This is a genomic window from Methylobacterium sp. 22177 (assembly GCF_052045615.1).
In the GTDB taxonomy this organism is placed as follows: Bacteria; Pseudomonadota; Alphaproteobacteria; order Rhizobiales; family Beijerinckiaceae; genus Methylobacterium; species Methylobacterium radiotolerans.
Genome location: NZ_JBQEPK010000029.1, coordinates 43,305 through 69,557 on the forward strand (window position 1 = coordinate 43,305; position 26,253 = coordinate 69,557).

The following is a 26,253-nucleotide window of genomic DNA, read 5'->3' on the forward strand; positions in this document are numbered from 1 at the left end:
CTGGGGGCAGGGGATCGCGCCGCCGCCCTGCCGCGCCCGGGGGGCGGCGGCGGGTGGCGGCCGGCGGCCGATCGACTTATGGCAGCGTCGGACTGTCCTCCCGGCGGAGGCCGTGTTGCGGGGCCGCGCGAGCCCGGGGACACGCCGTCGCCGGCGACGCGCCGGCTCGAACCCATCGGAGCAGCCCATGAACGCACCCGCTCCCGCCCCCCGCACCCGCCCGGACGCGGCGACGATCGCGGGTCTCACCGAGGCCTTGCGGGCCGTGCTCGGGGACCGGGTGACGGAGAGCCGGGCCGTGCGCGAGCAGCACGCCAACCAGCTCACCTGGGCGCCGTGCGAGCCGCCGGACCTCGTGGTCTTCCCGCACACCACCGCGGAGGTGCAGGCCGTCGTGCGCGCCTGCGCCGAGCGCGACGTGCCGATCGTGCCCTACGGCGTCGGCACCTCCCTCGAGGGCCACGTCAACGCGCCGTTCGGCGGCGTCTCGATCGACACGGGCGCGATGAATCGCGTCCGCGCGGTCAATGCCGACGACCTCGACTGCACGGTCGAGGCCGGCGTCACCCGCAGGGCGCTGAACGCGTACCTGCGCGATACCGGCCTGTTCTTCCCCATCGATCCCGGGGCGGACGCCACGATCGGCGGGATGGCGGCGACGCGGGCATCGGGCACCAACGCCGTGCGCTACGGGACGATGAAGGATGCGGTGCTCGCGCTCACCGCGGTGATGCCGAACGGCGACATCGTCACGACCGCCCGGAGGGCGCGCAAGTCGTCCGCCGGCTACGATCTCACCCGGCTCCTCGTCGGCTCGGAGGGCACGCTCGGGATCATCACCGAGGTCACGCTGCGCCTGCACGGCATCCCCGAGGCGATCTCGGCGGGCATCTGCCCGTTCCCCTCGATCAAGGCGGCCTGCGACGCCACGATCCTGACGATTCAGTCCGGCATCCCGGTCGCGCGCATCGAGCTGCTCGACGAGGTGCAGGTCGCGGCCTGCAACCGCTACTCGAAGCTGACCCTGCCGGAGACCCCGCTGCTCCTGGTCGAGTTCCACGGCACGGACGCGGGCGCGCGGGAGCAGGCCGAGCGGTTCGGCGAGATCGCCGCCGAGCTCGGCGGCGGCCCGTTCGACTGGGCGACCGGGGCCGACGCGCGCGCACGCCTCTGGCAGGCGCGCCACGACGTCTACTGGGCCGCGGTCGCGCTGCGGCCCGGTCCCACGATCAAGAACATGTCGACCGATGTCTGCGTGCCGATCTCGCGGCTCGCGGAATGCGTGGAGGCGACGAAGCGCGACATCGCCGCGACCGGGCTCACGGCGCCGATCGCCGGCCATGTCGGCGACGGCAACTTCCACACCCTCCCGCTCGTCGATGCCGACAGCCCCGAGGAGATGTCCGCGGTGGCCGGCTTTCTCGACCGGCTCGTCGCCCGCGCGCTGGACCTGGGCGGCACCTGCACGGGCGAGCACGGGATCGGCCAGAAGAAGATGCGCTTCATGGAGAGCGAGCACGGGCCGGAGGCGCTCGGCCTCATGCGGACCCTCAAGCGCGCCATCGATCCCCGGAACCTCATGAACCCCGGCAAGCTGATCCCCTGACGCGGACGCGGTCCGCGACCCGCCGGCCCCGGAGGGCCGCCCCTTCGCGGGCCTCGCGTCGTCCGACCGCGTCGGGCTCGACACGCGGGCGCTCGGGGCCCGGACCGCCGAGCTCGGCACGGCCCTGGCCGTGACCGCGCGGCCGTGTCGTCGATTGCGCCATCCCCTCAAGGCGGCCCGCGCCCATCAGCACCGTTGGCCGCTCGCGCGGATACGGAGATCGGGCTCGAACGGCGTCGGTGGATGGCGTACCCGGCGACAGGGCGGGATCGGTTTCTGCCCGCCCGCTCCCGGAGCCACGATCAGATGGCTTCACAGCGTCCCGTGAGCGGACGCTCCCGGTCGCGAGCCGGCGCGGGCGGGTGTGCCCGCGCTCAGGGCCCTCCATCGTCCGGGCCTGACCGACCTTCGGTCCGCGATACGCTTCGCATCGACGACAGCATCTCGGACCGGAGACATCGATCGCCTCACGGGCTGCGGCGATGTCGGTGCGTCGTCGGTTCTCCGATCCGGCGCGGCGTCGGCACGGCCGGCCCATCGTTCGCCCCTGCCCCGCGCTTCATCGCCGATTCGTCCGGTCCCGGCCGATCCTCCCGGCCAGCACGATCCGGGACCGGCCCGTCAACGCGGCGGCACCGGGCTCGGGAATCTACCGGACGCTGCGTCGCGGATAGCCGGCTTCACCGGCACAGCCGGGACGGATGTCCGCGAAGCCCGGAACCGGCCGCGAGGCCTCGCCCGAACCGGCGAGGATCGAGGGGAGGGCGGTCGCGCAGCGAGGCTGCACGCGCGGCGCCGCCTTATAATCCCGCTCCGTCGACCGCGGCGTGTGAATTATTTTGCTTGCCATAGGATCCTGGCACACAGAATAATGCATGCCGCAAAGCCAATATCGGAACCCGACATGAGGTTTCGGCGAGGCCGGCGATGCGCCGACGTGCACGCCAATCCTATAGCACGTCGCCGAATGTCAGCGCAGGGACGAGGGAGGAAGCTCATGGCCATGCCAAATGCCACGCCGGCTACGGCAATACCCAGTACCAATCGATGGCTGCAGATCGTGCTCGGCGTGATCTGCATGGTTGCCGCGGCGAACATCCAGTATGCCTGGACGCTGTTCGTTCCCGAGATCCAGAAGACCTTCGGTTGGGACCGCGCCGCGATCCAGGTCGCCTTCACGATCTTCGTCGTCGTCCAGACCTGGCTGACCCCGATCGAGGGCTACTTCATCGACAAGTACGGCCCTAGCCGCGTCGTGATGTTCGGCGGCCTGATGACGGGCCTGGCCTGGGTCATCAACTCCTACGCCACCAGCCTGAGCGGCTTCTACCTCGGCTCAGTGGCCGGCGGTATCGGCGTCGGCTGCGTCTACGCCACCTGTGTCAACAACGCGCTCAAGTGGTTCCCGGACAAGCGCGGCCTGGCGGTCGGCCTCACGGCGGGCGGCTACGGCGCCGGCTCGGCGCTCACCATCCTGCCGATCGCCAAGATGATCGACGGTGGCAACTACGCCCAGGCCTTCTTCGTCTTCGGCCTGATCCAGGGCGCCATCATCATCGCCGCCGCCATCGCCATGCGCGCCCCGCGCAAGGATCAGGTGCCGTTCTCCACCAAGGTCCTGCAGTCGCGGCGCGACTACACGCTGGGCGAGGCGCTGCGCACCCCCGTGTTCTACGTGATGCTGCTGATGTTCACCTGCACGGTGACGGGCGGCCTGATGGCTGTGGCCCAGCTCGGCGTGATCGCGCAGGATCTCGGGGTGAAGAACTTCCAGGTCAACCTGTACTTCTTCGCCATGGCGGCGCTGCCCTTCGCGCTGATGCTCGACCGGATCATGAACGGGATCTCGCGCCCGCTCTTCGGCTTCGTCTCGGACCGGATCGGACGGGAGAAGACGATGTTCATCGCGTTCGCGATGGAGGGTATCGGCATCGTGGCCCTGGGCTATTTCGGCTCGAATCCGTGGGCCTTCGTGATCCTGTCCGGTGTGGTGTTCCTGGCCTGGGGCGAGGTCTACTCGCTGTTCAGCGCCACCGCCGCCGACACCTTCGGCTCGAAGCACATCGGCAAGATCTACGGCGTGCTCTACTGCGCCAAGGGCTTCGCGGCGCTGTTCGTGCCGGTGGGCAACCTGATCATGCAGGCGACCGGTACCTGGGCGACGGTCCTCTACACGGTGGCGACCATGGACCTGATCGCCGCCATCCTGGCGATCGCGGTGCTGCGGCCGATGCTCAAGCAGCACCACGCGGCGAACAACGACGCCGCGGCGCCGGCGCTGACGCTGGCGCACGCCTGAGCGACCGGCTCGGCCGCCCCGCGGCCGGGCCGGACCCGCGACGCCCCGGCTCCGGAATCTCGGAGCCGGGGCAGAGACGATCGAGGGGGTTGCGCGCCGCCGGCACCGTCGCGGCGTCTCTTCGGGACGCACGTCGCAGCGGGCACCTGCGGATCCTCGGGCGTACACCTCCGATCATGCCGTGCTTCGTCGGCGCCTCGCTCTCACGCGACATTCCAGCCGCGCTCCGGCGCCCGCCCGAGATCTGAGGCCGGAACCAGTTCCCGCGTTTTCGGAGATCGACTGTGCTGCAGCCTCCCGAGACCTCCCTGGGTCTGGCCTCGATCGGGCAGACCGTGAGCCTGCGCGAGCAGGCCTACGACAGCATCAAGCAATCGATCCTGGCGATGGATCTCTACGACGGCTCAGCGCAGATCCGGCTGCACGAACACCAGATCGCGCAGGATCTCGGCATCAGCCGCACGCCAGTCCGGGAAGCCCTGACGCTTCTCGAGCGGGAAGGCTTCGTGAGCACGGTGCCGCGCCGCGGCCTCTTCGTGACGCGCAAGACCAAGCGCGAGATCGTCGAGATGATCACCGTCTGGGCCGCGCTCGAGGGCATGGCGGCCCATGCCGCCGCGCGGCACGCCGAAGATTCCGAACTTCGCGCGCTCGGCAGGGCGTTCGAAGATTTCGAGATATCCACTTTACCCGATCATCTGAAGGCCTATGACGAGGCCAACCTCGACTTTCATCGGACGATCATCCGTCTCGGCGGCTGCGGATTGATGGTCGAGATGACGACCAACCTGTTCATCCACATGCGGGCGCTCCGGTCGGCCTTCCTCCATCGGGCCGGGAGGCTCGAAGATTCGATGCGCGAGCATGCCGCCATCATCGCCGCCCTGCAGGCACGCGACGCGGATCGGGCCGCGGTCCTCGTGCGCGATCACGCGCTCGGGCTGATCGCGCACGTCGAGGCGCACTGGGCTTGGCCAGAGGGGTAAGAGCCACCGCCGACGGAGAATCGACCTATGCTACCGTCCGTTCACATGACCGATCTGCTCGGCCTCGGCTTCCTGATCATCGGGCTCGTCGGAGCCGGGATCGCCAGCGCGAGCCGGTCGACGCGCTTCGCGGAGGAGCCGCGTGAGGAACTCGCGGGCGGAGCGCTGCTCGTGGCGATCCTCGGCCTCGCCTTCGTGCTCGCCGAGTGAGCGGGCGCGGCGCGGGCAAGGCGGCCTCTGCGGCTCGCCATGCCGCAGATTTGCAACAGGCGCCGGAAACAGCCGGGAGGGCTGGAATTATTCCAGTCCAACGCCCCGCTGTCCGGCCATTCATTTCTCGCGTCTAGACAACCGTTTGACCGAACAGAGCAACCGCAGTTTAGAGGTGCTACAAAGATCTGAGCCGCTTGCGCCAATCGGAGCCATATTATTTTAATCCGTCGGACGCTGCACGCGACTGTGCACGGCGCGAGCATCTGAGGATTGGAGTAATGGCGGCGGTATCGGTAGATGCCCTGCATCGCAGCGAGAACCTGAACCTTCATCGGTTCCTGCTCCGCAAGCTCGGCAATCCCGCGGATGCCGCCGATGCCGCGCAGGAGACGTATCTCCGTCTCGTCAAGGCGCTCACCACCACCGACCTGGAGCAGCCGCGCCTGTTCCTGTTCCACCTCGCCCGCAACGTCGCCGCCAATCTCGGCAAGCGCCGCCGGTTCGAGGCCGGCCTGTTCCGGTCCATCACCGATCTCGAGCTGTCCAGCGTCGTGGACGGCCGCGCGCAGACCGAGACGCAGGTGATCGCCCGCGAGCAGCTGCGCCTCGTCGCGGCGGCGATCGACGGGCTGCCGCCGCGCTGCCGCGAGGCGTTCCTCCTCAGCACCTTCGAGGGCCTCTCGAACGGGGAGGTCGCCGCCCGTCTCGGCGTCAGCCGCAACATGGTCGAGAAGCACCTCATCAAGGCGCTGCTGCACATCCGCCGCGCGTGCCACGAATTCTTCTGATCCGGAACGTCAGGACTTCGCGGCCTCGATGGTCTTCATAGGTCGGACGGGCGGAGCGGGCAGCGGGTCGACATGGAGGAGGAGCGGACGCCCGCGGGCGACGACGAGGCCGCGGACGACCCGGTCTACGCGCGGGCCGCGTTCTGGGTGGTTCGCCTGGCCTCCCCCGACGCGACCGACGCCGACCGGGCAGCCTTCGCGACCTGGCGCGCGGCCGACCCGGCCCATGCCGAGGCCTACGCGGAGATGGAGGCGTGGCGGCGCGTCGCCGGGCGCGCGCCCGATACCCGCCGGCGCAAGCGGCGGCCGCCGACGCGCCTCGTCGGTCTCGCGGCGGCGCTGGGCCTGTCCGGCTTCGTCGCCTACGAGAGCGGGCTCCTCGACCGCGTCCGCGCCGATGTCTGGACCGGTATCGGGGACATCGAGACGACGCGGCTCCCCGACGGCAGCCGCGCCGCCCTCAACACCGACACGGCGCTGGTCCTGCGCTTCACGGCCGCCGAGCGCGACGTCCACCTGCTGCGCGGGGAGGCGGAGTTCGATGTCGTGCCCGACAGCGGCCGGCCCTTCGTGGTCCACGGCGGCGGTCTGCGGGTTCGCGCGGTGGGGACGCGCTTCTTCGTCCGGGCCGGCGGGGACGCCGAACCGGTCGGTGTGGCGGAGGGGCGCGTGGACGCGTCGACATCCGCCGGCGCCGTGACGATCGGGGCCGGCGAGGTGGCCCTCCGGAGCGCCGACGGCCACCTGATGGTCGAGCGCGGCGATGTCGGGCGCGCCACGGCGTGGCGGGAGGGCCGGCTCGTCGTCACGGGGCAGCCCCTCGCCGCGGTCGTGGCCGACCTGAACCGATATCGGCGCGGACGCATCGTCCTGCTCGGCTCGGGGCTCGGCGCGCAGCGCTTCAGCGGGACGCTCGACATCCGCGACACCGACGAAGCGCTCGACGTGCTGGTCGCGACGATGGGCCTGCGCGTCACGCGCCTGACCCCGTACCTCGTCCTCGTCAGGCCGCCGGGCTGACGGGGCGAAAAAAACCCGCGCGGGGAGGTCAGGAGTCGCGCGGCTCGATTGTCGTGTGTCCGTGAGGGCCCAGAGCGCGCGCCGAGCGTGCCGCCCTCCGCGGAACGGGGGCACGGATGGCGGTGTGGAATCTCGGCGGCACTCTCGGCAGCGCGCTGGGCGGCACTCTCGGCAGCGCGCTGGGCGGCACTCTCGGCAGCGCGCTGGGCGGCACTCTCGGAAGCGCGCTGGGCGGCACGTGGCGCAGGGCGGCCCTGGCGAGCGCGTCCCTGATCGCGATCGGGCAGGCCTCGGCCGCGCAGGAACGGCCGATCACCCCGACCTTCGTGCGAGCCGGCGAACGGCTCAACATCGTGCCCGTCGCCGCCGGGGACGCCGGGCCGCCGCGCGCGCTCTCGGCGCGGCGCGTCCGGCTCTCGATCGCGCCCGGTCCCCTCGAGCCGGCCCTGGCGAGCCTCATCGCGCGGACGGGCCTGTCGCTGGCCTACCGGACGGCGCTGACCGAGAACCGCGCGACGCGGGGCGTCGAGGGGGACGTCCTGCCCCTGGAGGCGCTCGCGCGGCTGCTCGACGGGACGGGGCTGACCTACCGCGCCGCGAAGCACGCGACGATCACCCTCGTGAACCCGCGCTACGCCCAGGCGTCCCTGCCGCCGGGGGATTCGAATGCCCCGACGCCGGTCGGGGCGGCCGCCGCGTCGGTCACCCTCGACGAGCTCTCGGTCGAGGCCCAGCAGCCGACCTTCGGGACGACGGGCTTCGTCGCGACCCGGTCCACGGCGGGCTCGAAGGGCAACGATTCCATCCTGGAGACGCCCGCCACCGTCAGCGTCATCACCCGGGACGAGCTGAATGTCCGGGGCGTGCAGGACGTCAACCTCGCGGTCGCCTACACGCCCAACGTCCAGGCCGTCGACTATCCCGGCGGCCAGGGCGGTCCGACCTTCACGCTGCGCGGCTTCAACGCCAACAACTTCGACAGCGTCTACGAGGACGGCCTGCGCTACGGCTTCAACTCGTTCGACCAGAACATCGAGCCCTACGCCTACGAGCGCATCGACGTCGTGAAGGGGCCGATCTCGGTCCTCTACGGCCAGGGCCAGCCGGGCGGCATCATCAACCTCGTCTCGAAGCGCCCGACCTTCGTCCCGTTCAACGAGGTGTTCCTCCAGGGCGGCAATTACGGGCGCGTCCAGGCCGGCTTCGACCTGTCCGGCCCGGTCGAGGGCGCGCCGCAATTCGCCTATCGCGTGACCGGCCTCGTCCGCAACGCCGACAGCCAGGTCAAGTACACGCCGGACGACCGGACCTTCATCGCCCCGGCGCTGACCTGGCGGCCGGACGCCGACACCGCCCTCACGGTCCTCGGCAAGTACGCCGAGTACCGCGGCGGCGGATCGGAGCAGAGCCTGCCGATCGTCGGCTCGATCCTGCCGAGCGCGCGCGGCTTCTTCCCGCGCAGCCCGTTCGTCGGGCAGCCGAACTTCAACACCGGCCTCCTGGAGAACAAGGAGATCGGCTACATCCTCGACCACAGCTTCGCGCCGGGATGGCTGCTGCACTCCGCCTTCCGGGCCTACGAGACCACCTCGAAGTTCGACGCGGTCGGCGCCAGCCCGGCCTTCACGCCGCCCGGCTTCCTCGCCGTCTCGGTCTTCCCGTACCTGCGCGACCAGTCGAGCCAGGGGCTCCTGACCGACAACTACGTCCAGGGGCGCTTCGACACCTGGGACATCCAGCACGACGTCGTCCTCGGCGTCGGCTTCCAGAACTACTATCGCCGCGACGCGCGGACCTTCCCGAACGGCTACCCGACGAGCGCCGCGAACCGCCTGATCGACCTGTACGATCCGGTCTACAACCTCGGCATCGCCTTCCCGCAGCGAACGAACGTCGCGACCCGGGCGCTGCAGCAGCAGACGGGCGCCTATGTCCAGGACCAGATGAAGTGGAACGGCTTCATCCTCACGGGCAGCCTGCGCAACGACTGGGTCGAGCAGCAGGTCCGGACCACCTTCAATTTCCCGAACCTGCCGGTCGCGACCCTCAACCGGACGACGATCGACAACCAGAACTTCTCGGCCCTGAGCTACCGGGCCGCCCTGGGCTACGCGTTCGCCGCCGGGATCGTGCCCTACGCCGCCTACTCGACGTCGTTCAACCCGCAGATCGCGGGTCAGCGGGCGGACGGCTCGGCGCTGCCGCCCCGCGAGGCCAGCCAGATCGAGGGCGGCGTCAAGTGGCAGCCGGTCGGCACCAACGCGCTCGTCACCGCGTCGTATTTCGAGATCACGCAGACCAACATCCCCCTCGCCGACCCCCTCAATCCCGGCTTCTTCATCGTGACGGGCGCGGCGGAATCGCGGGGCTTCGAGCTGGAGGGCAAGGCGAGCCTGTTCGACGGGTTCAACCTGATCTTCGGCTACGCCCACCTCAACACGAAGGTCACGCGGAACGCGACCAACCCGGCGCTCGTCGGCAACCGCCTGCCGAACGCGCCGGACAACACCCTGTCGCTCTTCGCCGACTACACCCTCCCGCTGAACTCGCCCTTCGCCGGCTTCCGGGCCGGGGCGGGCGTGCGCTACGTCGGCGAACGGACGGACGCCACCAACGTCGATCGCATCCCGGCCTACGCCCTCGTCGACGCCTCGCTGAACTACGACCTCGCCCAGCTGAACCCGGCCTGGAAGGGCGCGGTCCTGTCGGTGAACGCCAACAACATCTTCGACCAGCGGTACTTCACGTCGGGCTTCTACACCGGCTACGTCTTCGAGGGGTTCCGCCGGAGCGTGTTCGGGACGCTCACGTATCGCTGGTAGGGTCGCCGGCCGATGACGCGCGCGGCACCGACCGTCTCCGGGCGACCGGCCCCGGCGGGGGGCCGGCCTGCGTCGAGCCCCCGGTTCACGGCCTCGCGGACCTTCCGCCTGGGCCTGTGGCTGCATCGCTGGAGCGGGCTGGTCGCGGCGCCGTTCTTCCTCGTGCTCTGCCTGACCGGGACCGTCCTGATCTTCCACGAGGAGATCGACGCCTGGGCGGGCTTCGAGCCGGCGGTCGAGGCCTCTGACGCGCCGCTCCGGCCGCTGGCCGCGCTCGCCGACGCGGCGCTGGCGCGCGCGCCGGGCCGGCGCGTCGTCGCGGTCGCGCTCGACGCGGAGCATCCGGAGCGGGTCACGGTGAGCCTCGCCGCGCCCGGCATCCGCACGGTCGCCGGGGCCGATCCGGTGCTGATGGACGCGCGGAGCGGCGCGGTCCTGTCGCGGCCCGACCCGCGGACGACGCCCCTCGGCCTCCTGCTGCGGCTGCACGCGAACTGGTTCCTGGGTCTGCCGGGGCAGCTCGCCGGCGGCGCCGTGGCCCTGCTGGTCGTGCTCTGCCTAGTCTCGGGCACCGTGATCTACGGGCCCTATATCCGCGGACTCGCCTTCGGCGCGGTCCGGCGCGGGTGCGGCGCGGCCCTGCGCCAGCGCGATCTGCACAACCTGATCGGCGTCGCCACGCTCGGCTGGACGCTGCTCGTCTCGGTCACCGGGATCGCGCTCGCCCTCGGGGGCGTCGGCCTCCTGGCGTGGCAGGCGACCGAGTTGCAGCGCCTCGTGCGCGCCCACGCCCCGGCCTCCGCCGGGCGCGTCGACGGGCCCGCCGCCGTCTCCCTCGACGCCGTCCGGGCCGCCGCGGAGGCCGCCCGGCCCGGCTGGCGGGCCACGCTGATGATCGTTCCGGACACGGTGCTGTCGACGGACCGGCACTTCACGGTGCTGCTCGCCGGCCCGACCGGTCTGCAGAAGCGCCTGTTCGAGATCGCCCTGGTGGACGCCCGCGACGCCCGGGTCGCGGAGGTGGCCCGTCTCCCCTGGTACCTCACGATCGTCAGGCTGTCGCAGCCCCTGCATTTCGGCGACTACGGGTCCTGGCCGCTCAAGATCCTCTGGTGCGCGCTGTCCTGGGCCACCCTGTTCATCACCGGCAACGGGGCCTGGCTGTGGTGGACGCGCGGGCGCGGGCGGCGCGCCGGTCGCGCGCAGGCAGGTCCCGCATGAGCGGGGTGTCCGCGCTGTGGCAGCGGCGGCCGGTCCTGTTCGCGCTGGGCCTCGCGACGCTGACGGTCGCGGGCCTCGTCGTGATGCTCGGCGACGCGGCCGCGTGGAAGGCCGCCGGCTTCGTGCTCGCGGCCCTGCCGCCGGTCACGGCGGCCTTCGCCTATCGGAGGCAGTGTCGGCGGCGCGGCGCCTCGTGAGCGCCGGCCTTCTCGGGACCCTGCGCGCTACGCCGCCTGCCCCGCGCGCGCGTTCCACTTCTCGAACTTCCCGAGCACGCCCCACGCCGTCAGCGCGATGAAGATCGGCATCGTGTAGGGGCTCAGCCCGAAGGCGGGCGTGAGCTGGGCGAGCACCTGGCCCAGACCTGTGCCGGCCGGCACCTGGGACAGGATCTGCGTGACGACCGCGCCGACGATACCGATCGCCGACTTCTTGCCGGAGAGCAGCTGCCCGATCGTCTGCCCGAGGGCGCCGTTGACCGGCCCGAGGACCGCGCCGGCGGGACGCGCTGCCGGCGGGCCGGGCAGGACCTGGGCGGTCGGCAGGCGCGCGCCGTCGATCTGCCGGCGCAGGGCCTGGAGAAGCTCGTCCAGCCGTGCCGCGGCATCCGCGGGGGGCGCGGCCGGCACGGGCGCGGCCGGCGCGATCACCGCCGGATGCATCGGGACGGGTTGCAGCGGTGCGGAGTGCAGCGGGGCGGTTTGCGTCGGGCTGGCCGCCCGCGCGGCGACCTGGCGCTCCAGGTCCTGGATCCGCGCCAGCACCGCCCTGTCCGGCGCCGGCCGCAGCGCCTCCTGGATCGCCGCGATCGTGCGCGCATCCGCGAGGCCGGAATCGTCGAGGCCGCACCGTTCCTGGAACATCGCCACGGCCGCCATGGTCCGCGGCCCGTTCCGGCCGTCCTCGACGAGGGGCGGCGCCGCGCCGAGGCGGTTGAGGGATTGCTGAACCCAGAGCGTGCTGTCGGCGAGCTCGTCGTCGGGCTCGCGGGACACGGCAGCCTCGACGGCGCGCGGCGCCGCGAGGGCGACCGTGGCGTCGATGTCGATGAGGCTCCGCAGGATCACCGCGGTGCCGATCTGCGTGTCGACCACGTTCGGGTCGAAGACGTGGTCGCGCACGAACTTGCCGCCGCGCGCGCCCGGCGGCCCGTAGGCCGTCGACCCGCCCCAGAGATACGGCGAGTTCACGCCCCGGCCGTGGTAGCCGTAGCCGTTGAAGCCCTCGAGCCGGTAGAGGGCGCGCGCGACGCTCCAGTCGCCGACCCCGATCAGGCCCTGGAGGCGCAGCGCGTCGACCGCCCCTTCGACGAAGGCCTGCGGCCCGGTGAAGGGACCGCGCCCCTTCGGGACGATCGTGGTCCGTCGTCCGAGCGTCTGCCCGTTGCCGAGATACGTGTCGAAGTCGAAGGCCGATTCCCGGTAGTGGCAGAGCCCGACGAACCACCAGGGCACGCCCGTGCGCGCCTCGATCTCCCGGTAGCGCAGTTTGCCGGCGGCGAGCTGCTGCGCGAGCTCGCGCACGGTCGCGAGCTTCTCCGGCCGGATCTGAAGCGACGCCCAGGTCCGCTCGTAGCCGTCCTGAAAATCCGTGAAGGATGCCATGTCGATGCTCCGGGATCTGCGGTGACGAAGCCTTGACGGGACGGTCCGCGCGGCGCGGCCGGAGCCCCCGCGCGGCCGGGCGCCGATCGGGCGGGTCTGCACGCGACGCCCCGGATCCGGACGCGCGGTCGCGCGGCGCGGGCTCCCGACGGAGGGGCCGGGCGCCCGGTATCGGCGACGTCCTGCCCGCGCGCCGGGCTAACCGGGCGCGGCGGCGCCCGCCGACCGTCCGGCGTAGGAGATCCGGAACGCGGTCGGAAACGGCGTGCCCCCGTCCTCGACCGCGCCCTCGGCCCGCACGGCGTCGCGCAGCAGGATGCGGCGGACGATCTCCGGGATCATCGCGCCGGCCACGTAGCGGCCGAGGCACTCGTGATGGCCCCGGCCGAAATGGAGGTAGGTCTGATCCGGGCGGGTCGGGTCGAAACGGTCCGGCTCGGGCACGCCGGTCGCGTCGAACATCGCCGAGAGGCTGAGGGGCAGGACGATCCGGCCCTTCGCGATCCGGCTCTCGGCCGGGCTGCCCCGGCCGAGCACGTGGTCGGTCTCCGCTTGGCGGAACATGAAGGCGACGATCGGCGCGAAGCGCAGCGCCTCCCACACGTAACCGTCGAAGGCGGCGGGCCCGGTCCGGGCGGCCGCGCGCGCGGCTTCGAGGACCTGCGGCCGGCCGAGGAGCTCGGCGAGGGCGTTCACCACGGCCTCCGACGTGGTCTCGATGGCCCCGATCAGCAGGCCGCCGACATTGATGACGACGCGGTCCATGCCGAAGCCGGCCGCCGCCGGCAGGTGCAGCCGGAGCAGGCGGGTGAGGACATCGTCGGGCAGGTCGGCGCCGGCCTCGATCGCCGCGACGCGCGCCGGGATGATCCTGGCGAACGCCGCCCGCATCTCCTGGCGCGCCCGATCCGCCGCCGCGTGGATCGCCTCGGCATCCGGGCGCGCGTCGAAGGGAAGGTTGTTGAACTGGTCGAACTGGTTCGCGTACGACCAGCGCAGGAGGTCGGCATCCGGGGCCGCGAAGCCGAAGAACCGCTGCACGATCCGCAGCGGCACGAGGCGCGAGAGCGACGCCACGACGTCGATGGATCCTTCGCCCGCGTCGAGGGCCGCGTCGGTGACGGCGCCCGCCAGATCGCGGATGGCCGGGAGGTCGCGCCAGGACAGCACGGCGCGCATGACCGCCTTGTCGCGGTAATTCACCTCCGTGCCGTCGAGCGCCAGCATGAACTCGCCCATCTTGGGCTTGTAGAGCGCGACGGAGAAGACCTGCGGCAAGGACAGGATCTCCTCGACCTCCGCGCGGCCGGCGACCAGGATGGCCGCGCCGCAATCCAGCGCGGTCCGCCGCGCGCGCAGCTGCGCGAAGAAGGGCCGCGGCGCGCGGGCGATCCAGTCCCGGGCGCGCTGCCAGCGCTCCGACACCGGCAGGGCCTCCAGGAACGCGAGGCAGGGCGTCTCGGGAGCGGCGGCGCGCATGCACGACCTCCAAGGTTCTTCGCGGAGAGGCGCGGGCCGTCCGGCCCGACGCGCGGTGGTCAGTTGAGCGAGACGTCCAGCCCCTCGCGCAGGCGCGCCACGAGCTCGCCCTGCCGGTGGGTCTCGGTCTTGGCGAACAGCGCGCGCAGCTGGGTGCGGGCGGTCGAGATCGCGATGCCGCGGTCCCGGGCGTGGGCGTCGAGGGACCGCCCCGAAGCCACCGCGTTGGCGAGGTTCGACTCGGCGACGGTCAGCCCGAACAGCTTCTGCAGCCGCGCGGCGTTGCTCTCCTGGACCTTCTGGGTCCCGGTCCGGATCACGATCGCCAGCTCGGCCCGCACCTTCGACCCGGTGCCCGCCGGCCGCTTCGACAGCGGGTGCAACGAGACGCGGTAGGGCACGCCGCTCTCGCCGCAGGTCACCGCGATGTGGTCGGCCTGCGTGATCGCCACGTCGCCGCTCGCGGCCGCGAGCGCCTCGCCGGCCGCGCGGGCGATCCGCCGCCCGGTCTGGCTGTCCTTGAGGACGAGGCTGCCCTTCACGAAGGACAGGCCGGCCCGGGACCGCGCGAGCGCTTCCGCCGCGCGGTTGGCGTGCGCGACGCGCAGGTCGGAATCGGTGAGGATCACGGCGGCGTCGAGCAGGTCCAGGGCGGAGGCGAGGTCGGACGTGCGCTCGGAGGCCTGGCGCATCAGCGCGTACAGCTCGAAGGCCCGGCGCAGGTGCGGGACGAGCATCGCCAGGCGCCGGACCTCGTCGGACCGGAAGGGGCCGCCGTCCTCGCCGCGCATCGCCGCGAGCGTCGCCATCACGTCGGCTTCCTTGGCGAAGTAGGTGACGAGGCTGTGCTCGATCTCGAAGGGTTGCACGACCTCCTTGAACAGGGCCGACTCGCGGAACTGCACCGCGTCGACGCCCTCCTCGGCGCGGATGACCTTGCCCTGGTTCGACAGGATGTAGGGGAGGCGCGGATCCTCGGTGGCGTGCCGGTAGAGGAACTCGCGGTACCGCGCCCGCTCGAAGCCGGACACCGCCCAGAGCGGCTTGCGGTTCCCGTCGAGGCTGAACACGGCGAGCTGCCCGACCCGGCCGCCGACGAAGTCGGTCAGATCCTCGAGGAGCGCCGACCACTCCTCCGGCTGGCCGACGCGGTCGTAGATCGACCCCACCAGTACCGAATACGCCTCGAGATCCTGCATGGCCACGCTCCGCGGTGAGTGCGAGTGGTGAGTGCGCGTCTTGAGTGTCCTCAGATCTCCAGGATTCCGATCGGACCGATAGGTGTCGAACCTGGGTATTCCATTACGGATGCAGTTGAGATGCAAATCAATACTGGTGATGTGGAGATTCGGTCTGCGGCGGGCGCCTAGAGGGTTCGCAGGTACTCCAGGAGCTGCCGGCGCTGGGTCTCGTCGAGCTGCTCGGTCCCGTAGGCGGGCCCCTCGTGGCCGGTATTGGCATTGCCCGGCAACGCGGTGTCGAACAGGAACGGCCCGCTGTCGGACCGGAAGCCGATCCGGTCCTCGTCCAGCTCGCGGCTGCCGACCCGGAACGTCCTGGATCGCCGGCTGGACGGCAGCAGCAGTTCGTACAGGTTCGGCACCGAGCCGTTGTGCAGGTACGGGCCCGTCGCCCAGATCCCGTTGAGGGGCCGGGCCTTGTAGACCAGCAGATCGCGGTCCCTCCGCGCCCCGACAAACGCGGCGACGAGGCCCTTGCCGCCGGCGGTCGAGACATCGTCGAGCATCGCGTTGCGGGCTTCGAGGACGGCGGCGCCGCGCTTGAGCAGTCGCTCGAGGATGATGGCCTGGTCCGCCCCGACGCCCGACGGCTCCGGTCCGCGGTCGAGCGGCGCCAGGATCGCGCCGGCCACGAGCGCGGCCACGAGGTCGAGGCTGCTCGTCTCGGCGGCCAGCGGCGGCGTCGTCGCCAGGAACGGCATCCGGACCCCTTCGAGGATCCCGGTCCGCGCGCGCCGGGATACGGCGTTCGTCGCCATCTTCGGGTCGGTCCCGATCTCGGCCAGCGGCGTCAGGGTCACGGTCAGCGTGCGGTTCGCGCCGGTCGGGGCGATCGCGTGGCAGGACACGCAGTACCGGTCGTAATGGGCCTTGCCGGCCGCGGCGTCGCGGGTCTGCGCCTCGGTGCGCGGCGCGATCCGGTCGGGCCAGGCCGGCGCCGTGAGGGCGCCCAGCTGGTTCTCGATCCGCAGGAGATTGACCCGGTCCGCCGAGGTCTCGAACCACAGCGGCGGCAGGATCGGCTCACGGATGTCGGCACGGGCGAAGACGCCCAGGACCTCGCCGACGTTTCGGCCGAGGCGCTCGACGGCGAGCCCGTTCGCGGCCGAGCCGTTCCACTGCACCCGGTCGTGCCACGACGTATCCCACAGGAACGGGTAGCTGACGGGCGCGTCGGGCGGGGCGATGTTGTGCGGGTCGCGCAGATCGATGCCGGTCGCCCGGTTGAAGATCATGCCGAAGGCGTCCAGGCGGGCCGGCCCCCAGGGCACCGCGGTCCGGCTCGACGCGACGTAGCGGGAGAAATCCTCGGCCAACCGCGTCAGGCTGACCCGCAGCCGGCGGCGGTCGGCCTCGGACGGGCCCGCCCCCGGCGCCGACAGTTCCGCCGGGATGACGCGGCGGGCGAAGCGCTCGAAGCGCGCCCCGTCGTCGCGCGTTTGCGCGAGGGCGCGGCCCAGTTCCTCGATGAAGGCGAACATGTCGGCGTCGGCCGGGCCGCCATCGATCAGGATCGACCGACCGCGCAGGTCGATCCGGTTCACGTGGCAGGCGGCGCAGGTCATGCCGATCCACTCGCCGCGATCGTCCACATCCTTCACGAAGCCGATGGGAAGCCCGCTGCGGTTCGATCCGCGCGTCCCGTCATACGGGTTCGGCAGGTAGCCGAAGCGCGCGAGCCCGTCCGCGACGAAGAGCCTGTCGTCGTCCGGGCGCTCCAGGGACATGAACCAGGCGTAGGGCATGATCTGCGAGCCCTGGCTCGCCCCGTAGAACCACGCGCGCTCCTGCGACGTCCAGGATTGATCGAGAAAGTGCGGGCCGCCGTCCGGCCTGTCCCCCGGCTCCCGGTCGGCGGCGCGCAACCCGGCCTGCACCGGGACCAGGATCATCGCCGTGAGCGCGGCGGCGCGGGCGGCCCGGGAGCCGGTCACGATCGCACCTGGGACATGGCGGGAACCCTGCCTTCGCGAAGTGTCTGCCGATTCCAGTAAACGCCGATCGAAGCCCGCGCGTCCTTCAAATGGATGATGTTCGAATACAGTTTTTCTGTGAGGCTCGGAGCGACTGTAATTTTCGCCGTCGGCGGTGCGGCGGTGTCGCGCCGCCGTAATGCTGCATCGATAGAATCGTCTGTCGCATATAGGTTATGAAATCGTTCATGACATCAATACTGAGGGTGTAAAATCTTAGCATAAACTGTGCCGAGGGCCGGCGGAGAGATGTTTGCGCGACCGCTGATCGGAACGGCTGAACCGCGAAGTCCGGCACCGCGCGGGCGATAGGAGGAGCGATGAGCGCCAGTCCCGCAGACATCCAGGCGGATGCCCCGTCCCATCACCTGCCCGCGGTGATGACGGGCCGGGACGCGTGGTTCCTCGATACCGAGCAGGCACTCGAAGAGGAGATGGATCACTTCTGCGGACCGCCGCAGCCCGGCGATCGCGCGCCCTGGCAGGCGCGGGCCGACCAGGCCCGGCTCGCCGCCCTGTGCCTGTCCGGGGGCGGGATCCGCAGCGCCACCTTCTGCCTCGGTGCCCTGCAGGCCCTGGCCAGCCGGCGGATGCTCGGCGAGTTCCACTACCTGTCGACGGTATCGGGGGGCGGCTTCGCGGGCGGCTGGCTGCAGACGTTCATACGCCAGTGCGGCAGCATCGCCGAGGCCGAGCGCCAGCTCGGCGGCTCGGGCAACGAGATCTTCGCCAAATTGCGGCGGTACACGAACTACCTGACGCCGGAAGTCGGGATCCTGTCGTCGGACACCTGGGCCGGCATCGTCCTCTACATCCGGAACACGATCCTCAACTGGTTGATCATCTTCCCGCTGCTGCTGTTCGTTCCCCTCGCGCTGCTCGCCTACAGGACGGCGCTCGAGGCTGCGCGCGGCAGCACGCTGTGGCTGCCCCTGGTGCTCGGCAGCGCGGCGCTGTTCGTCGCGACGTTCAGCGCCTGCATCCTCCTGCCGAGCCATCGGCCGCGGACCGGCGGCGTCACGGCGTACGCGTCCCCGGCGCGGGTCGCGGCCTGCATCGTCGCGCCGACCTGCGTCTGGGCCCTGGCGCTGCCGTTCACGCTCCGCGCGCTGTTCGAGCAGCCGCTGCCGGTCTCGGGCCTGTCCCTGTGCCGTCTGGGCCTCGCGTACTTCGCCGTGCAGGTCACGGCCTATCTCAGCGGCCTGATCTGGCAGACCGCGAAGGGTCATCCCGGCCTCTGGCTGTACGAGCGGAACGTCGGTCCCTGGCTCGCCAGCAGCCTCGTCTCGGCCGCGCTGATCAGTCTCTGCACCGGCGCCTTCATCGACTGGCTGGTCGGCGGGGCTGCCAGCTTCGATGCCGAACGGGCAGAGGTCTCACAGACCCTGACCTACGCGGCCCCGCCGGCGCTGATCGTCATCCACCTGCTCCAGAGCGTCATCTTCATCGGGTTCCGGAAGAGCGCCGAGTGCGCCGACCTCGACCGCGAGTGGGTCGCGCGGGTCGACGGACAGCTTCTGCTGGCCGCGATGGGCTGGACGGGGCTGTGCCTGTGCTGCCTCGTCCTGTCCGCCGACGCCCTCGGCCGCCACGACGCGCAGATCCCCGCCCTGTTCAGCGCGCTTGCCGCCCTCGCCACCGGCCCGGCCGCCGCCTTCCTGGGCAAGCAGGTCTTCGTCCGCGCGCAGTCCCTGGCCGCCAAGGGGCGGATGGACGACCTCGTGATGATGGGCCTCAGCGCGATGGCCGCGGTCTTCGGGATCAGCCTGTTCGCCCTGATGGGCTGGTGGCTCGGCCGCCTCCTCGGCTCCGCGTACGACTGGTGGGGCGACTGCCTGCTGCCGGGTTGGGCGCTCGGCGGTGCGGAGGTCGGCTCCGGCTGCGGCATCAACCCCTACGGCATGATCGTGATCCTGGATGTCGCGGTGGCGGCGGTCCTGGCCGGGGCCGTCTGGCTGTTCGGCCGCGTCAACGTCAACCGCTTCTCCATGCACGGCGTCTACCGCAACCGCCTGACCCGGGGGTTCCTCGGCTCGGCGCGGGCGCGGCGCGACGCCGATCCCTTCACCGACTTCGACGAGGAGGACAGCCCGCGCATCGCCGAACTCGGGACGGAGAAGCGGCTGCTGCCCGTCGTCAACATGACGCTCAACCTGACCGATCTCCTCCACACCGAGTGGGCGGAGCGGAAGGCCGCCTCGTTCACCGCGACACCCTTCGCCTGCGGCTCGGCTGTCCTCGACCGCGCGGACAGGGCGCGCGACCTGCCCGCCACCGGCGGTCCGCGCGGGGCCTACATCCGCACATCGCAGTATGCCGGGATGGAGACGCGGGGCGATCGTGTCAGCGCGGGCAGAGGGCCGCTGCTGGGCGGGCTGCTGACGATCTCCGGGGCCGCGGTCAGCCCGAACTGGGGCTATCACTCGTCGCGCCCGATCGCGTTCCTGATGACCCTGTTCAACGTCCGGCTCGGCGCCTGGCTGCCCAACCCCGCGGTGGCGCGCCGGGACGACTTGAAGCTCGCCAAGCCGAGGAATTCCGTGCTCGCGCTCCTGAGCGAGCTCGGCGGCCGCAGCACCGATGTCCGGCAGGCGATCTACCTCTCGGACGGCGGCCATTTCGACAATCTCGGCGTCTACGAGATGCTGCGGCGGCGCTGCGCGCGGATCGTGGTGATCGACGCGGGCCAGGACGAACACTGCACCTTCTTCGACCTCGGCAGCGTGATCCGGAAGGCCGAGGTGGACGGGTTGGCGAAGGTCCAGATGGGCGAGATGCGCATTCTCGCCCGCTCGACGATCGAGCGCGAGGGCAAGCGCGCCGGCGCGCTGGGCTACGCGCGCGGTACGATCGCGTATCCGGGCGCCCGCGACGCGGCATCGCTGATCTACATCAAGCCGAGCTTCCTGGACGACATCCCCGCCGAAGTCCGCGCCTACGGCGCCACCAGCCCGGCCTTCCCGCACGAGAGCACGGCCAACCAGTGGTTCTCGGAGAGCCAGTTCGAGAGTTACCGCGCCCTGGGCTTCCATCAGGTCAGCAAGATGTTCGGCTCGCAGCTCACGACCTTGTCGGACTGGTCCGTGTATCTCGACAGCGAGATCGGGCGGCGCCCCCCGGACTGCTAGCGCCGGCGATCGTGCCGGACACGGCCGCCTTCCGATCGCAAGGGGGCGGCCGACCGCGGCAGCCGCGCGGACGCGGAGATCCGGGAAGACCCGCGCCGGGGCGCGGCCCGTCGCGCTGTCCGCACCTCGGCACCGGATTCGTGACGGAGGCGATGATCCGTCTCCCCTCGCGCGGCCAAGGCTCGGGACAGCCGGTGCCGATCTCGCCGCGCTCAGGACGTCGGCACGTCATACCGGCATCGAGGCTCGGCGAACGCGACCCTGTTCACGGCGTCGCGACCGCCGCGGCGCGGGTGGTGCCGAGAAGGCCTTCGCGCCCACGCCGCGATCCCTGTTGAGCCGGCCAGCGTCCGCCAAGAGACGCTGCGATCGAAGCTGAGTGGGGCCGGGATTATTTCGCTGGGGCGGCGGTTCGGTGAAGCGGAGGGGTCGGAAACTCTATTGCGCAATCGGATCGGGGCCTGAATTGGGAGATCTACGTAAACTTGCTCGCCTCAGAAGCGCGGAATCGATCAAATGATGGATGCGTTAATTAGAAGTCGCTGCTAGGACACGTCATCATGTTGGCGGAGGAGCGGATGCGCTACCGGGCCGTAAGCGTCTTGGATGTGTTGGCCGTGCCTCCCGATGAGAGCCCGACCGACGAGACTCTCATGCTCCGCGAGCACATCCGCCGAATCCTGCGCAAACTCTCCCGGGCGAGGGCCGAGCTCCAGTGCAGCTGAAGTGGGCGTGGCCTGTCGGCGGCGGTGCCGATCTCCGCCCCGACGGCCGTCAGGATCGACTGCGTCGCTCCGCGTTCCCATCGCCGCGATGGGCGGCGCGCTCCGTTCCGAGCATCTGTGCCGTCTACGAGGTGACCTCGGTGTCGTGGCGGCTGGGCGCGGGTTCGACGTCGCGACCGGACGGGGTGTAGGCGCACCAGCCGCATTGCCCGAGGTCGGCAGCCCGCGGCGCGTTCCACTGCGAGCACAGCGGGCACACCTTCAGCACGAGCTTGGCGCCGTGCGCGAAGGCCAGACCGCGGCCGCGGAACGTGACTCTACCCTGGGGAAGATCAGTGGACATCGGCGCCCTGACTGTAACACAGGTTAGTGATTGGAACCTGTCCAATCTGCGCAACTCCGTCAACCCCGGACGGTGCCGGGCGTCGTGATCCGGTTGTCGTGCCCTGCCCCGGTGGCGAAGTCGACCGAGACCTCCCGGTTGATCGTCGAAGACTTCGAGCGGCGTTGGCAGCCCGGCATCCGTGCGGCGGCAGCCGGGTCGAGGCGCGATCGGATCAGGTCACGCGTCCGGCTCGCACAGGTCTCGCATCGCACCTTTCGATAGCGAGGACGGTTCCGGTCAGATCGCACCGAGGGCGACGTGTCGGCCGAGGATCGGGCGGCGCTTGCGCGTCCGGCAACCGACCCTGTCGGAGAAGCTCGGCGAGCGGCGCACCGTCGATATCGTCGCCAGCTGGCGCGAGCACAGGGTGGCCTTCTACAGCTTGACCGATCCGCGCCTCCGGGCGCTTCTCGACGCGGTCGAGGATATCCTCGCGATCAACCGCCGACCGCGGCGGCTCCCGGCGCGCGCCCGACGCGCCGGATCGGGCGCTCGGCCAGGCCGCGAAGTTCGGGCAGATCGGAGACGGACCGTGACCGCTTTCCTCGCTCCGCTCGCGGGGGGCGCCCTGATCGGCGCCTCGGCGGCGCTGCTGCTTCTGGCCAACGGCCGCATCGCCGGGATCAGCGGCATCCTCGGCGGCCTGCTCGACAGCCTGTTCGGCAGCCCCCTGGGGCCGGCGGCCCGCGACTGGGCCTGGCGCGCGGCCTTCCTCGTCGGGCTCCTCGCCGGTCCCGCCCTGTACCGGCTGGCGGCGGGCCACTGGCCGGATGTCCGCGCGGGCGCGTCGTGGCCGATGCTGATCGCCGCCGGTCTCCTCGTCGGCTACGGGACCCGCCTGGGCTCGGGCTGCACCAGCGGTCACGGGGTCTGCGGACTCGCCCGGCTCTCGCCGCGCTCCCTGGCGGCGGTCGCGACCTTCATGGCGGCGGCCATCGTCACCGTCTTCCTCGTACGGCACGGCGTGACGCGATGAGCGCGCCGCGCCTCCTCGCCGCCCTGGTGAGCGGCCTGCTGTTCGGCGTCGGCCTCGCCCTCTCGGGCATGATGGACCCCGAGCGGGTCCTGGGCTTCCTCGACGTCGCGGGCGCCTGGGATCCGAGCCTCGCCTTCGTGCTGGCCGGGGCCGTCGGAGTCTCGGCGCTGGGCTACGCGATCAAGGCGCGGATGGCGCAGCCCGCCCTGGCGCCGCGCTTCGAAGTGCCGACGAATCGGAGCGTGGATGCCCGGCTGCTCGCCGGAGCCGCGCTGTTCGGCGTCGGCTGGGGGCTCGCCGGCTTCTGTCCCGGCCCGGCCCTGGCCGGCCTGACCCTCGGCCTGCCGGAGGTCGCGCTGTTCGTGGCGGCGATGCTCGCCGGGATGCTGCTCCACCGCGTCAGGTGGCCCTCCGCAGGGTGACCCGCGTCAGCTCCGACGGACGCCCCAGCCGGAGGGCGAAGCCGGGCCAGAGCCCGGTGCCGTTGCTGACGTAGAGCCGCATCGTCCCGACCCGGTACGCGCCCGAGACGAACCCGGCATTGCCGCGCGCCACCAGCCGGTCCAGGCCGCGGATCATGCCGCCGTGGGTATGGCCGGAGAGCTGGAGCGCCACGCCGCGCGCCGCGGCCCGGGCGGCGTTCGCCGGCTGGTGGTCCAGCAGAACGATCGGCGCGCCCTCGGGCGCGCCCACCAGGGCCGCGTCGAGGTCGGGGCCCGGATGCCCCGTGGCGGGCGCGGAGCGGTCGGTGACGCCGGCCAGCACCAGCGCGGCGCCGCCGCGCCTCAGGACCGTGTGGGCGTTGGCGAGGACGCGGATCCCCAACCCGGCGAGGTGGCGCATCCAGGCGTCGTGGTCGAAGAAGTACTCGTGGTTGCCGGGCACGGCCCAGACTCCGTCGCGCGCGCGCAGGTCCTGCAACGGCCTGACGTCGCTCCGCCGGGCCTCCAGCGACCCGTCGATGAAGTCGCCGGTCACCACGATCAGGTCGGCCCGGAGGGCGTTGGCGCGCGCGACGACGGCCCCCGCCCAGGCGGCCGGGAACAGGCGGCTGATATGCAGGTCGGTCAGGTGCAGGATCGTGTAGCCGTCGAGGCCGGGGGGCAGGTCCGCGATCGCGACCGGGACGTCCTTCAGCGGCGGCACGCGCGCGGCCCGCCACACGGCGACGGCCGAGAGGCACGCGGCCGCCGCGGCCAGCGCGGCGCGCCAAGCGGTCGGGATCGCCCAGCCGCCTCCGGGCAGCGCCAGGGAGATCAGGGCGACGAGGTCGAGGGCGAGCTGCATCACCGCCGCCAGCGCGATCGCGCCGAACGCCCAGTTGAACAGGATCACGACCGGGCGCGGGAATTCCGGCGCGAAGACCGACCCGGAGGAGAGGCGGCTCCACAGGTGGTACTGGGAGGCGACGAGGAGGAGCGCGGCGAGGCCGAGCCTGAGCGCGAGCGGCGCCGGCAGGGGCCACACCACCCGCGCGATGACGTAGGCCGCGGGCAGGCTGGGGATGAGGCGGATCATGGGCGGCTACATGGACCGGGCGGCGGCGGAAAGGCAAAGCTTGCGCCCGGTTCGACCCGGTCGCTCGGTGCGCGGCGACCGGAAGGACCGCCGTCGGCGGCTCTGAAGGCGCCCTCCGCCGACCCGTTGCCCGCCCCGGGACCGCACCCGCTGCGCCCGGCGAGCGCCGGCGTCAGCGCGCGCTCGGCTCGAACCAGCCGCGCAGCGGTTCCAGGGTGGTCTCGTGCGCCAGCGGGGGCGGCGCGCCGTCCGGGGCCGCCATGCCCGCGCGGTCGTGCCAGTACGTCGCCAGCCCCACCCGCGCCGTCCCCACCAGGTCGAAGGCCGAGCCGGCGACGAACAGGCAGCGCGCGGGCTCGACCCCGAGGGCCTGCAGTCCCAGCCGGTAGGGACGCGGATCGGGCTTGTAGAATCCGGCGCGCTCCGCCGTGACGACCGCGTCGAGCTCGACCCCCACGCAACCGGCGGCGATGCGCCCCAGACGTTCGGAGCAGTTGGTCACGACGCCGAGCCGCACGGAGCGCACCGCGAGCGCCTGCAGGGTCTCCGTCACGCCGGGCCAGGGCCGGAGTTCGCCGTAGCGGTCCTCGAGGTCCGCCGCGAGGCGGCGCGGCATGCCCACCGCCTCGGCGGCCTCGGCCACGAGATCCTCGTACGGCCGGTACGCCCCCGTCCGGTAGGTGATCCGCAGGTACTCGGCCCGCCACCGGCGGCCGGCCTCCTCGCTGCCGGCGACCGAGTTCCACAGGGACCAGCTGTCGAGCAGGGCCGTCAGGAGATCGAACAGGACGGCGTCGAACCGGTGGGATGTCATGGTGGGGTCTCCTTCCGTGTCGCGCGCCGCAGCGGGCGGTGCCGTCCGTCGCGCGGCCGCGGGCCGCGCCGCAGCGTCCCGGCGCGTCAGTCCGCGCCTCACCGCATCCGGACCGGCTCCCGTCGCGTCCGGCGTCGCCGGGCGGTCGAGGTGCGCGCCATCCGTGCCGTCACGGTCGGCACCGCCTACCAGCCATTGATGCGCGGCCAGACGGCGGCGACCCGCCCGTCGGCGTCGAGGACGTGGTAGCGGTCGTACTGCGCGCCCGTCGCGCAGGCGTGGTTCGGCAGGACGCGCACGCGGTCACCGATGGCCAGCTCGGGGAGGGCGGCGCGGGAGCCCGGGCGCAGGGCGAGGATGCCGTGCTCCTGGTTGGCGTCGGCGACGATCAGGTCCGGATAGGGGCGGCCGGCGCGGTCGCAGACCACGCCGTAGCCCTGATCGACCGCCTGCCGGGCCGTGCCCCGGTCGCGCGACAGCGCCATCCAGCCGGCATCGGTGATGATCCAGCCCTTGTCGCGGCGGTGCCCGATCACGGTGGCGAGCACGCTCACCGCGATGTCGTCGACCGCGACGGAGCCGACGCCGGCCTGGAACAGGTCGCCGAACATGAACACGCCGGCCCGAACCTCGGTGACCCCGGCGAGGTCCCGAGCGTAGCGCGCGGTCGGGGTCGAGCCGACGCTCACCACCGGGCACGGCAGACCCGCCCCGCGCAGCAGGGTGGCCGCCGTCACCGCCGCCGCGCGCTCGGCCTCCGCGGCCGCGGCGAGATCCTCGGGATCGCTGAGGCCGTAGCTGTCGCCGGCATGGAGCAGCACGCCGCGCAGGTCCACCCCCGCGCCGAGCGCGCGCCCGATCGCCACCAGCAGCGCCGCGTCCGCGGGCTTCACGCCGGAGCGATGGCCGTCGGCGTCGACCTCGATCAGGACCGGCAGACGGTCGCCGGTCCGCGCGGCCCAGGCGGCGACCGCGTCCGCCTGCTCGATCGAGTCGAGCACTACGGCGAGGTCCGCGCCCCAGCGTCGCCGGATCGCGCCGACGCGGTCGAGCTTCTGCGGGGCGATGCCGACGCCGTAGATCATGTCCCGCACCCCGCCCTCGGCGAAGTACTCGGCCTCGCGCAGGGTCGAGACCATCGCCGGGCCGGCCGGACCGGCCATCGCCAGGCGGGCGACGTCGATCGACTTCGCCGTCTTCAGGTGCGGCCGGAGGGTGACGCCCAGCCGGTCCAGGTGCGCCCGCATCCCCGCGAGGTTCGCGCGCAGCCGCGCCTCGTCGAGGAGCAGGCACGGCGTCTGGAGGGGGCTCGAGGCTCCGTCGATCTCCGCTGACCGCAACGGCGCCTCGGCTCGATTGCCCGGCATGTCCGCGCCTCCCTGTCTCACTGCCGGGTGACAGACCATGCCGGGCCGGAAGACACCATTAATCTGTTCGGCATTCTGGATTAAGGTC

General features: G+C 71.9%; 20 protein-coding genes. 12 read left to right on the top strand and 8 right to left on the bottom strand.

Annotated features, from left to right (window positions below; translation table 11 throughout):
* The first annotated feature begins 187 nt into the window (after positions 1-187).
* The 9 genes from ACTJK8_RS22595 to ACTJK8_RS22635 all read left to right on the top strand — a co-directional run bounded on the left by ACTJK8_RS22595 (position 188) and on the right by ACTJK8_RS22635 (position 11,152).
* Positions 188-1,606, top strand: a complete 1,419-nt coding sequence (locus tag ACTJK8_RS22595; protein WP_012329684.1) for an FAD-binding oxidoreductase — start codon at positions 188-190, stop codon at positions 1,604-1,606.
* 997 nt (positions 1,607-2,603) lie between these two features.
* The gene (gene oxlT, locus ACTJK8_RS22600; RefSeq protein WP_012329685.1) at positions 2,604-3,905 is read left to right on the top strand and encodes an oxalate/formate MFS antiporter; all 1,302 of its coding nucleotides are present in this window, start codon (positions 2,604-2,606) and stop codon (positions 3,903-3,905) included.
* 284 nt (positions 3,906-4,189) lie between these two features.
* Positions 4,190-4,891, top strand: coding sequence for a GntR family transcriptional regulator (locus tag ACTJK8_RS22605; protein ID WP_024827300.1), 702 nt, complete (start codon positions 4,190-4,192; stop codon positions 4,889-4,891).
* A gap of 27 nt (positions 4,892-4,918) precedes the next feature.
* Positions 4,919-5,101: a hypothetical protein gene (locus ACTJK8_RS22610; RefSeq protein ID WP_012329687.1), complete on the top strand. Its 183-nt coding sequence runs from the start codon at positions 4,919-4,921 to the stop codon at positions 5,099-5,101.
* Positions 5,102-5,382: 281 nt separating this feature from the next.
* Entirely contained in the window at positions 5,383-5,892 is a 510-nt protein-coding gene (locus tag ACTJK8_RS22615) for an RNA polymerase sigma factor (RefSeq protein WP_012329688.1), read from the top strand.
* Positions 5,893-5,964: 72 nt separating this feature from the next.
* Positions 5,965-6,912: a FecR family protein gene (locus tag ACTJK8_RS22620; protein WP_012329689.1), complete on the top strand. Its 948-nt coding sequence runs from the start codon at positions 5,965-5,967 to the stop codon at positions 6,910-6,912.
* A gap of 116 nt (positions 6,913-7,028) precedes the next feature.
* Complete coding sequence (locus ACTJK8_RS22625) at positions 7,029-9,734, top strand: TonB-dependent siderophore receptor (protein WP_440762536.1); 2,706 nt, start codon at positions 7,029-7,031, stop codon at positions 9,732-9,734.
* A 12-nt stretch (positions 9,735-9,746) separates the two neighbouring features.
* A complete protein-coding gene (locus ACTJK8_RS22630) occupies positions 9,747-10,955 on the top strand; it encodes a PepSY-associated TM helix domain-containing protein (protein WP_024827298.1) in 1,209 nt (402 codons plus the stop codon).
* Entirely contained in the window at positions 10,952-11,152 is a 201-nt protein-coding gene (locus ACTJK8_RS22635) for a hypothetical protein (RefSeq protein ID WP_012329692.1), read from the top strand. Before ACTJK8_RS22630 ends, ACTJK8_RS22635 begins: the two co-directional genes overlap by 4 nt.
* A 27-nt stretch (positions 11,153-11,179) precedes the next feature.
* Here ACTJK8_RS22635 and ACTJK8_RS22640 read toward each other — a convergent pair whose 3' ends face one another.
* The 4 genes from ACTJK8_RS22640 to ACTJK8_RS22655 form a co-directional block, all read right to left on the bottom strand.
* A complete protein-coding gene (locus tag ACTJK8_RS22640; protein WP_058606892.1) occupies positions 11,180-12,559 on the bottom strand; it encodes a peptidoglycan-binding protein in 1,380 nt (459 codons plus the stop codon).
* A 198-nt stretch (positions 12,560-12,757) separates the two neighbouring features.
* The gene (locus ACTJK8_RS22645; RefSeq protein WP_059409463.1) at positions 12,758-14,038 is read right to left on the bottom strand and encodes a cytochrome P450; all 1,281 of its coding nucleotides are present in this window, start codon (positions 14,036-14,038) and stop codon (positions 12,758-12,760) included.
* Between the two features lie 59 nt (positions 14,039-14,097).
* Positions 14,098-15,237, bottom strand: a complete 1,140-nt coding sequence (locus ACTJK8_RS22650; RefSeq protein ID WP_012329695.1) for a helix-turn-helix transcriptional regulator — start codon at positions 15,235-15,237, stop codon at positions 14,098-14,100.
* A 167-nt stretch (positions 15,238-15,404) separates the two neighbouring features.
* The gene (locus tag ACTJK8_RS22655; RefSeq protein ID WP_116656735.1) at positions 15,405-17,213 is read right to left on the bottom strand and encodes a di-heme-cytochrome C peroxidase; all 1,809 of its coding nucleotides are present in this window, start codon (positions 17,211-17,213) and stop codon (positions 15,405-15,407) included.
* Positions 17,214-17,572: 359 nt separating this feature from the next.
* Here ACTJK8_RS22655 and ACTJK8_RS22660 point away from each other — a divergent pair, with 359 nt between their 5' ends.
* Positions 17,573-20,380, top strand: coding sequence for a hypothetical protein (locus ACTJK8_RS22660; RefSeq protein ID WP_440762537.1), 2,808 nt, complete (start codon positions 17,573-17,575; stop codon positions 20,378-20,380).
* Between the two features lie 849 nt (positions 20,381-21,229).
* Here the strand turns inward: ACTJK8_RS22660 and ACTJK8_RS22665 are convergent.
* Positions 21,230-21,448, bottom strand: coding sequence for a hypothetical protein (locus ACTJK8_RS22665; RefSeq protein ID WP_076730001.1), 219 nt, complete (start codon positions 21,446-21,448; stop codon positions 21,230-21,232).
* A 574-nt stretch (positions 21,449-22,022) separates the two neighbouring features.
* Here ACTJK8_RS22665 and ACTJK8_RS22670 point away from each other — a divergent pair.
* The gene (locus ACTJK8_RS22670; RefSeq protein ID WP_012329700.1) at positions 22,023-22,466 is read left to right on the top strand and encodes a YeeE/YedE family protein; all 444 of its coding nucleotides are present in this window, start codon (positions 22,023-22,025) and stop codon (positions 22,464-22,466) included.
* Positions 22,463-22,888 (top strand): YeeE/YedE family protein, encoded by a 426-nt coding sequence (locus tag ACTJK8_RS22675; protein ID WP_024827291.1) that lies wholly within the window; start codon positions 22,463-22,465, stop codon positions 22,886-22,888. Before ACTJK8_RS22670 ends, ACTJK8_RS22675 begins: the two co-directional genes overlap by 4 nt.
* Here ACTJK8_RS22675 and ACTJK8_RS22680 read toward each other — a convergent pair.
* The 3 genes from ACTJK8_RS22680 to ACTJK8_RS22690 form a co-directional block, all read right to left on the bottom strand.
* A complete protein-coding gene (locus ACTJK8_RS22680) occupies positions 22,866-23,984 on the bottom strand; it encodes a metallophosphoesterase (protein WP_058606893.1) in 1,119 nt (372 codons plus the stop codon). The genes ACTJK8_RS22675 and ACTJK8_RS22680 overlap by 23 nt on opposite strands.
* 172 nt (positions 23,985-24,156) lie before the next feature.
* Complete coding sequence (locus tag ACTJK8_RS22685) at positions 24,157-24,798, bottom strand: HAD-IA family hydrolase (RefSeq protein ID WP_058606894.1); 642 nt, start codon at positions 24,796-24,798, stop codon at positions 24,157-24,159.
* Between the two features lie 185 nt (positions 24,799-24,983).
* On the bottom strand, positions 24,984-26,165 hold the full coding sequence (locus tag ACTJK8_RS22690; RefSeq protein ID WP_440762538.1) for an alanine racemase: 1,182 nt from the start codon (positions 26,163-26,165) through the stop codon (positions 24,984-24,986).
* Positions 26,166-26,253 lie beyond the last annotated feature (88 nt).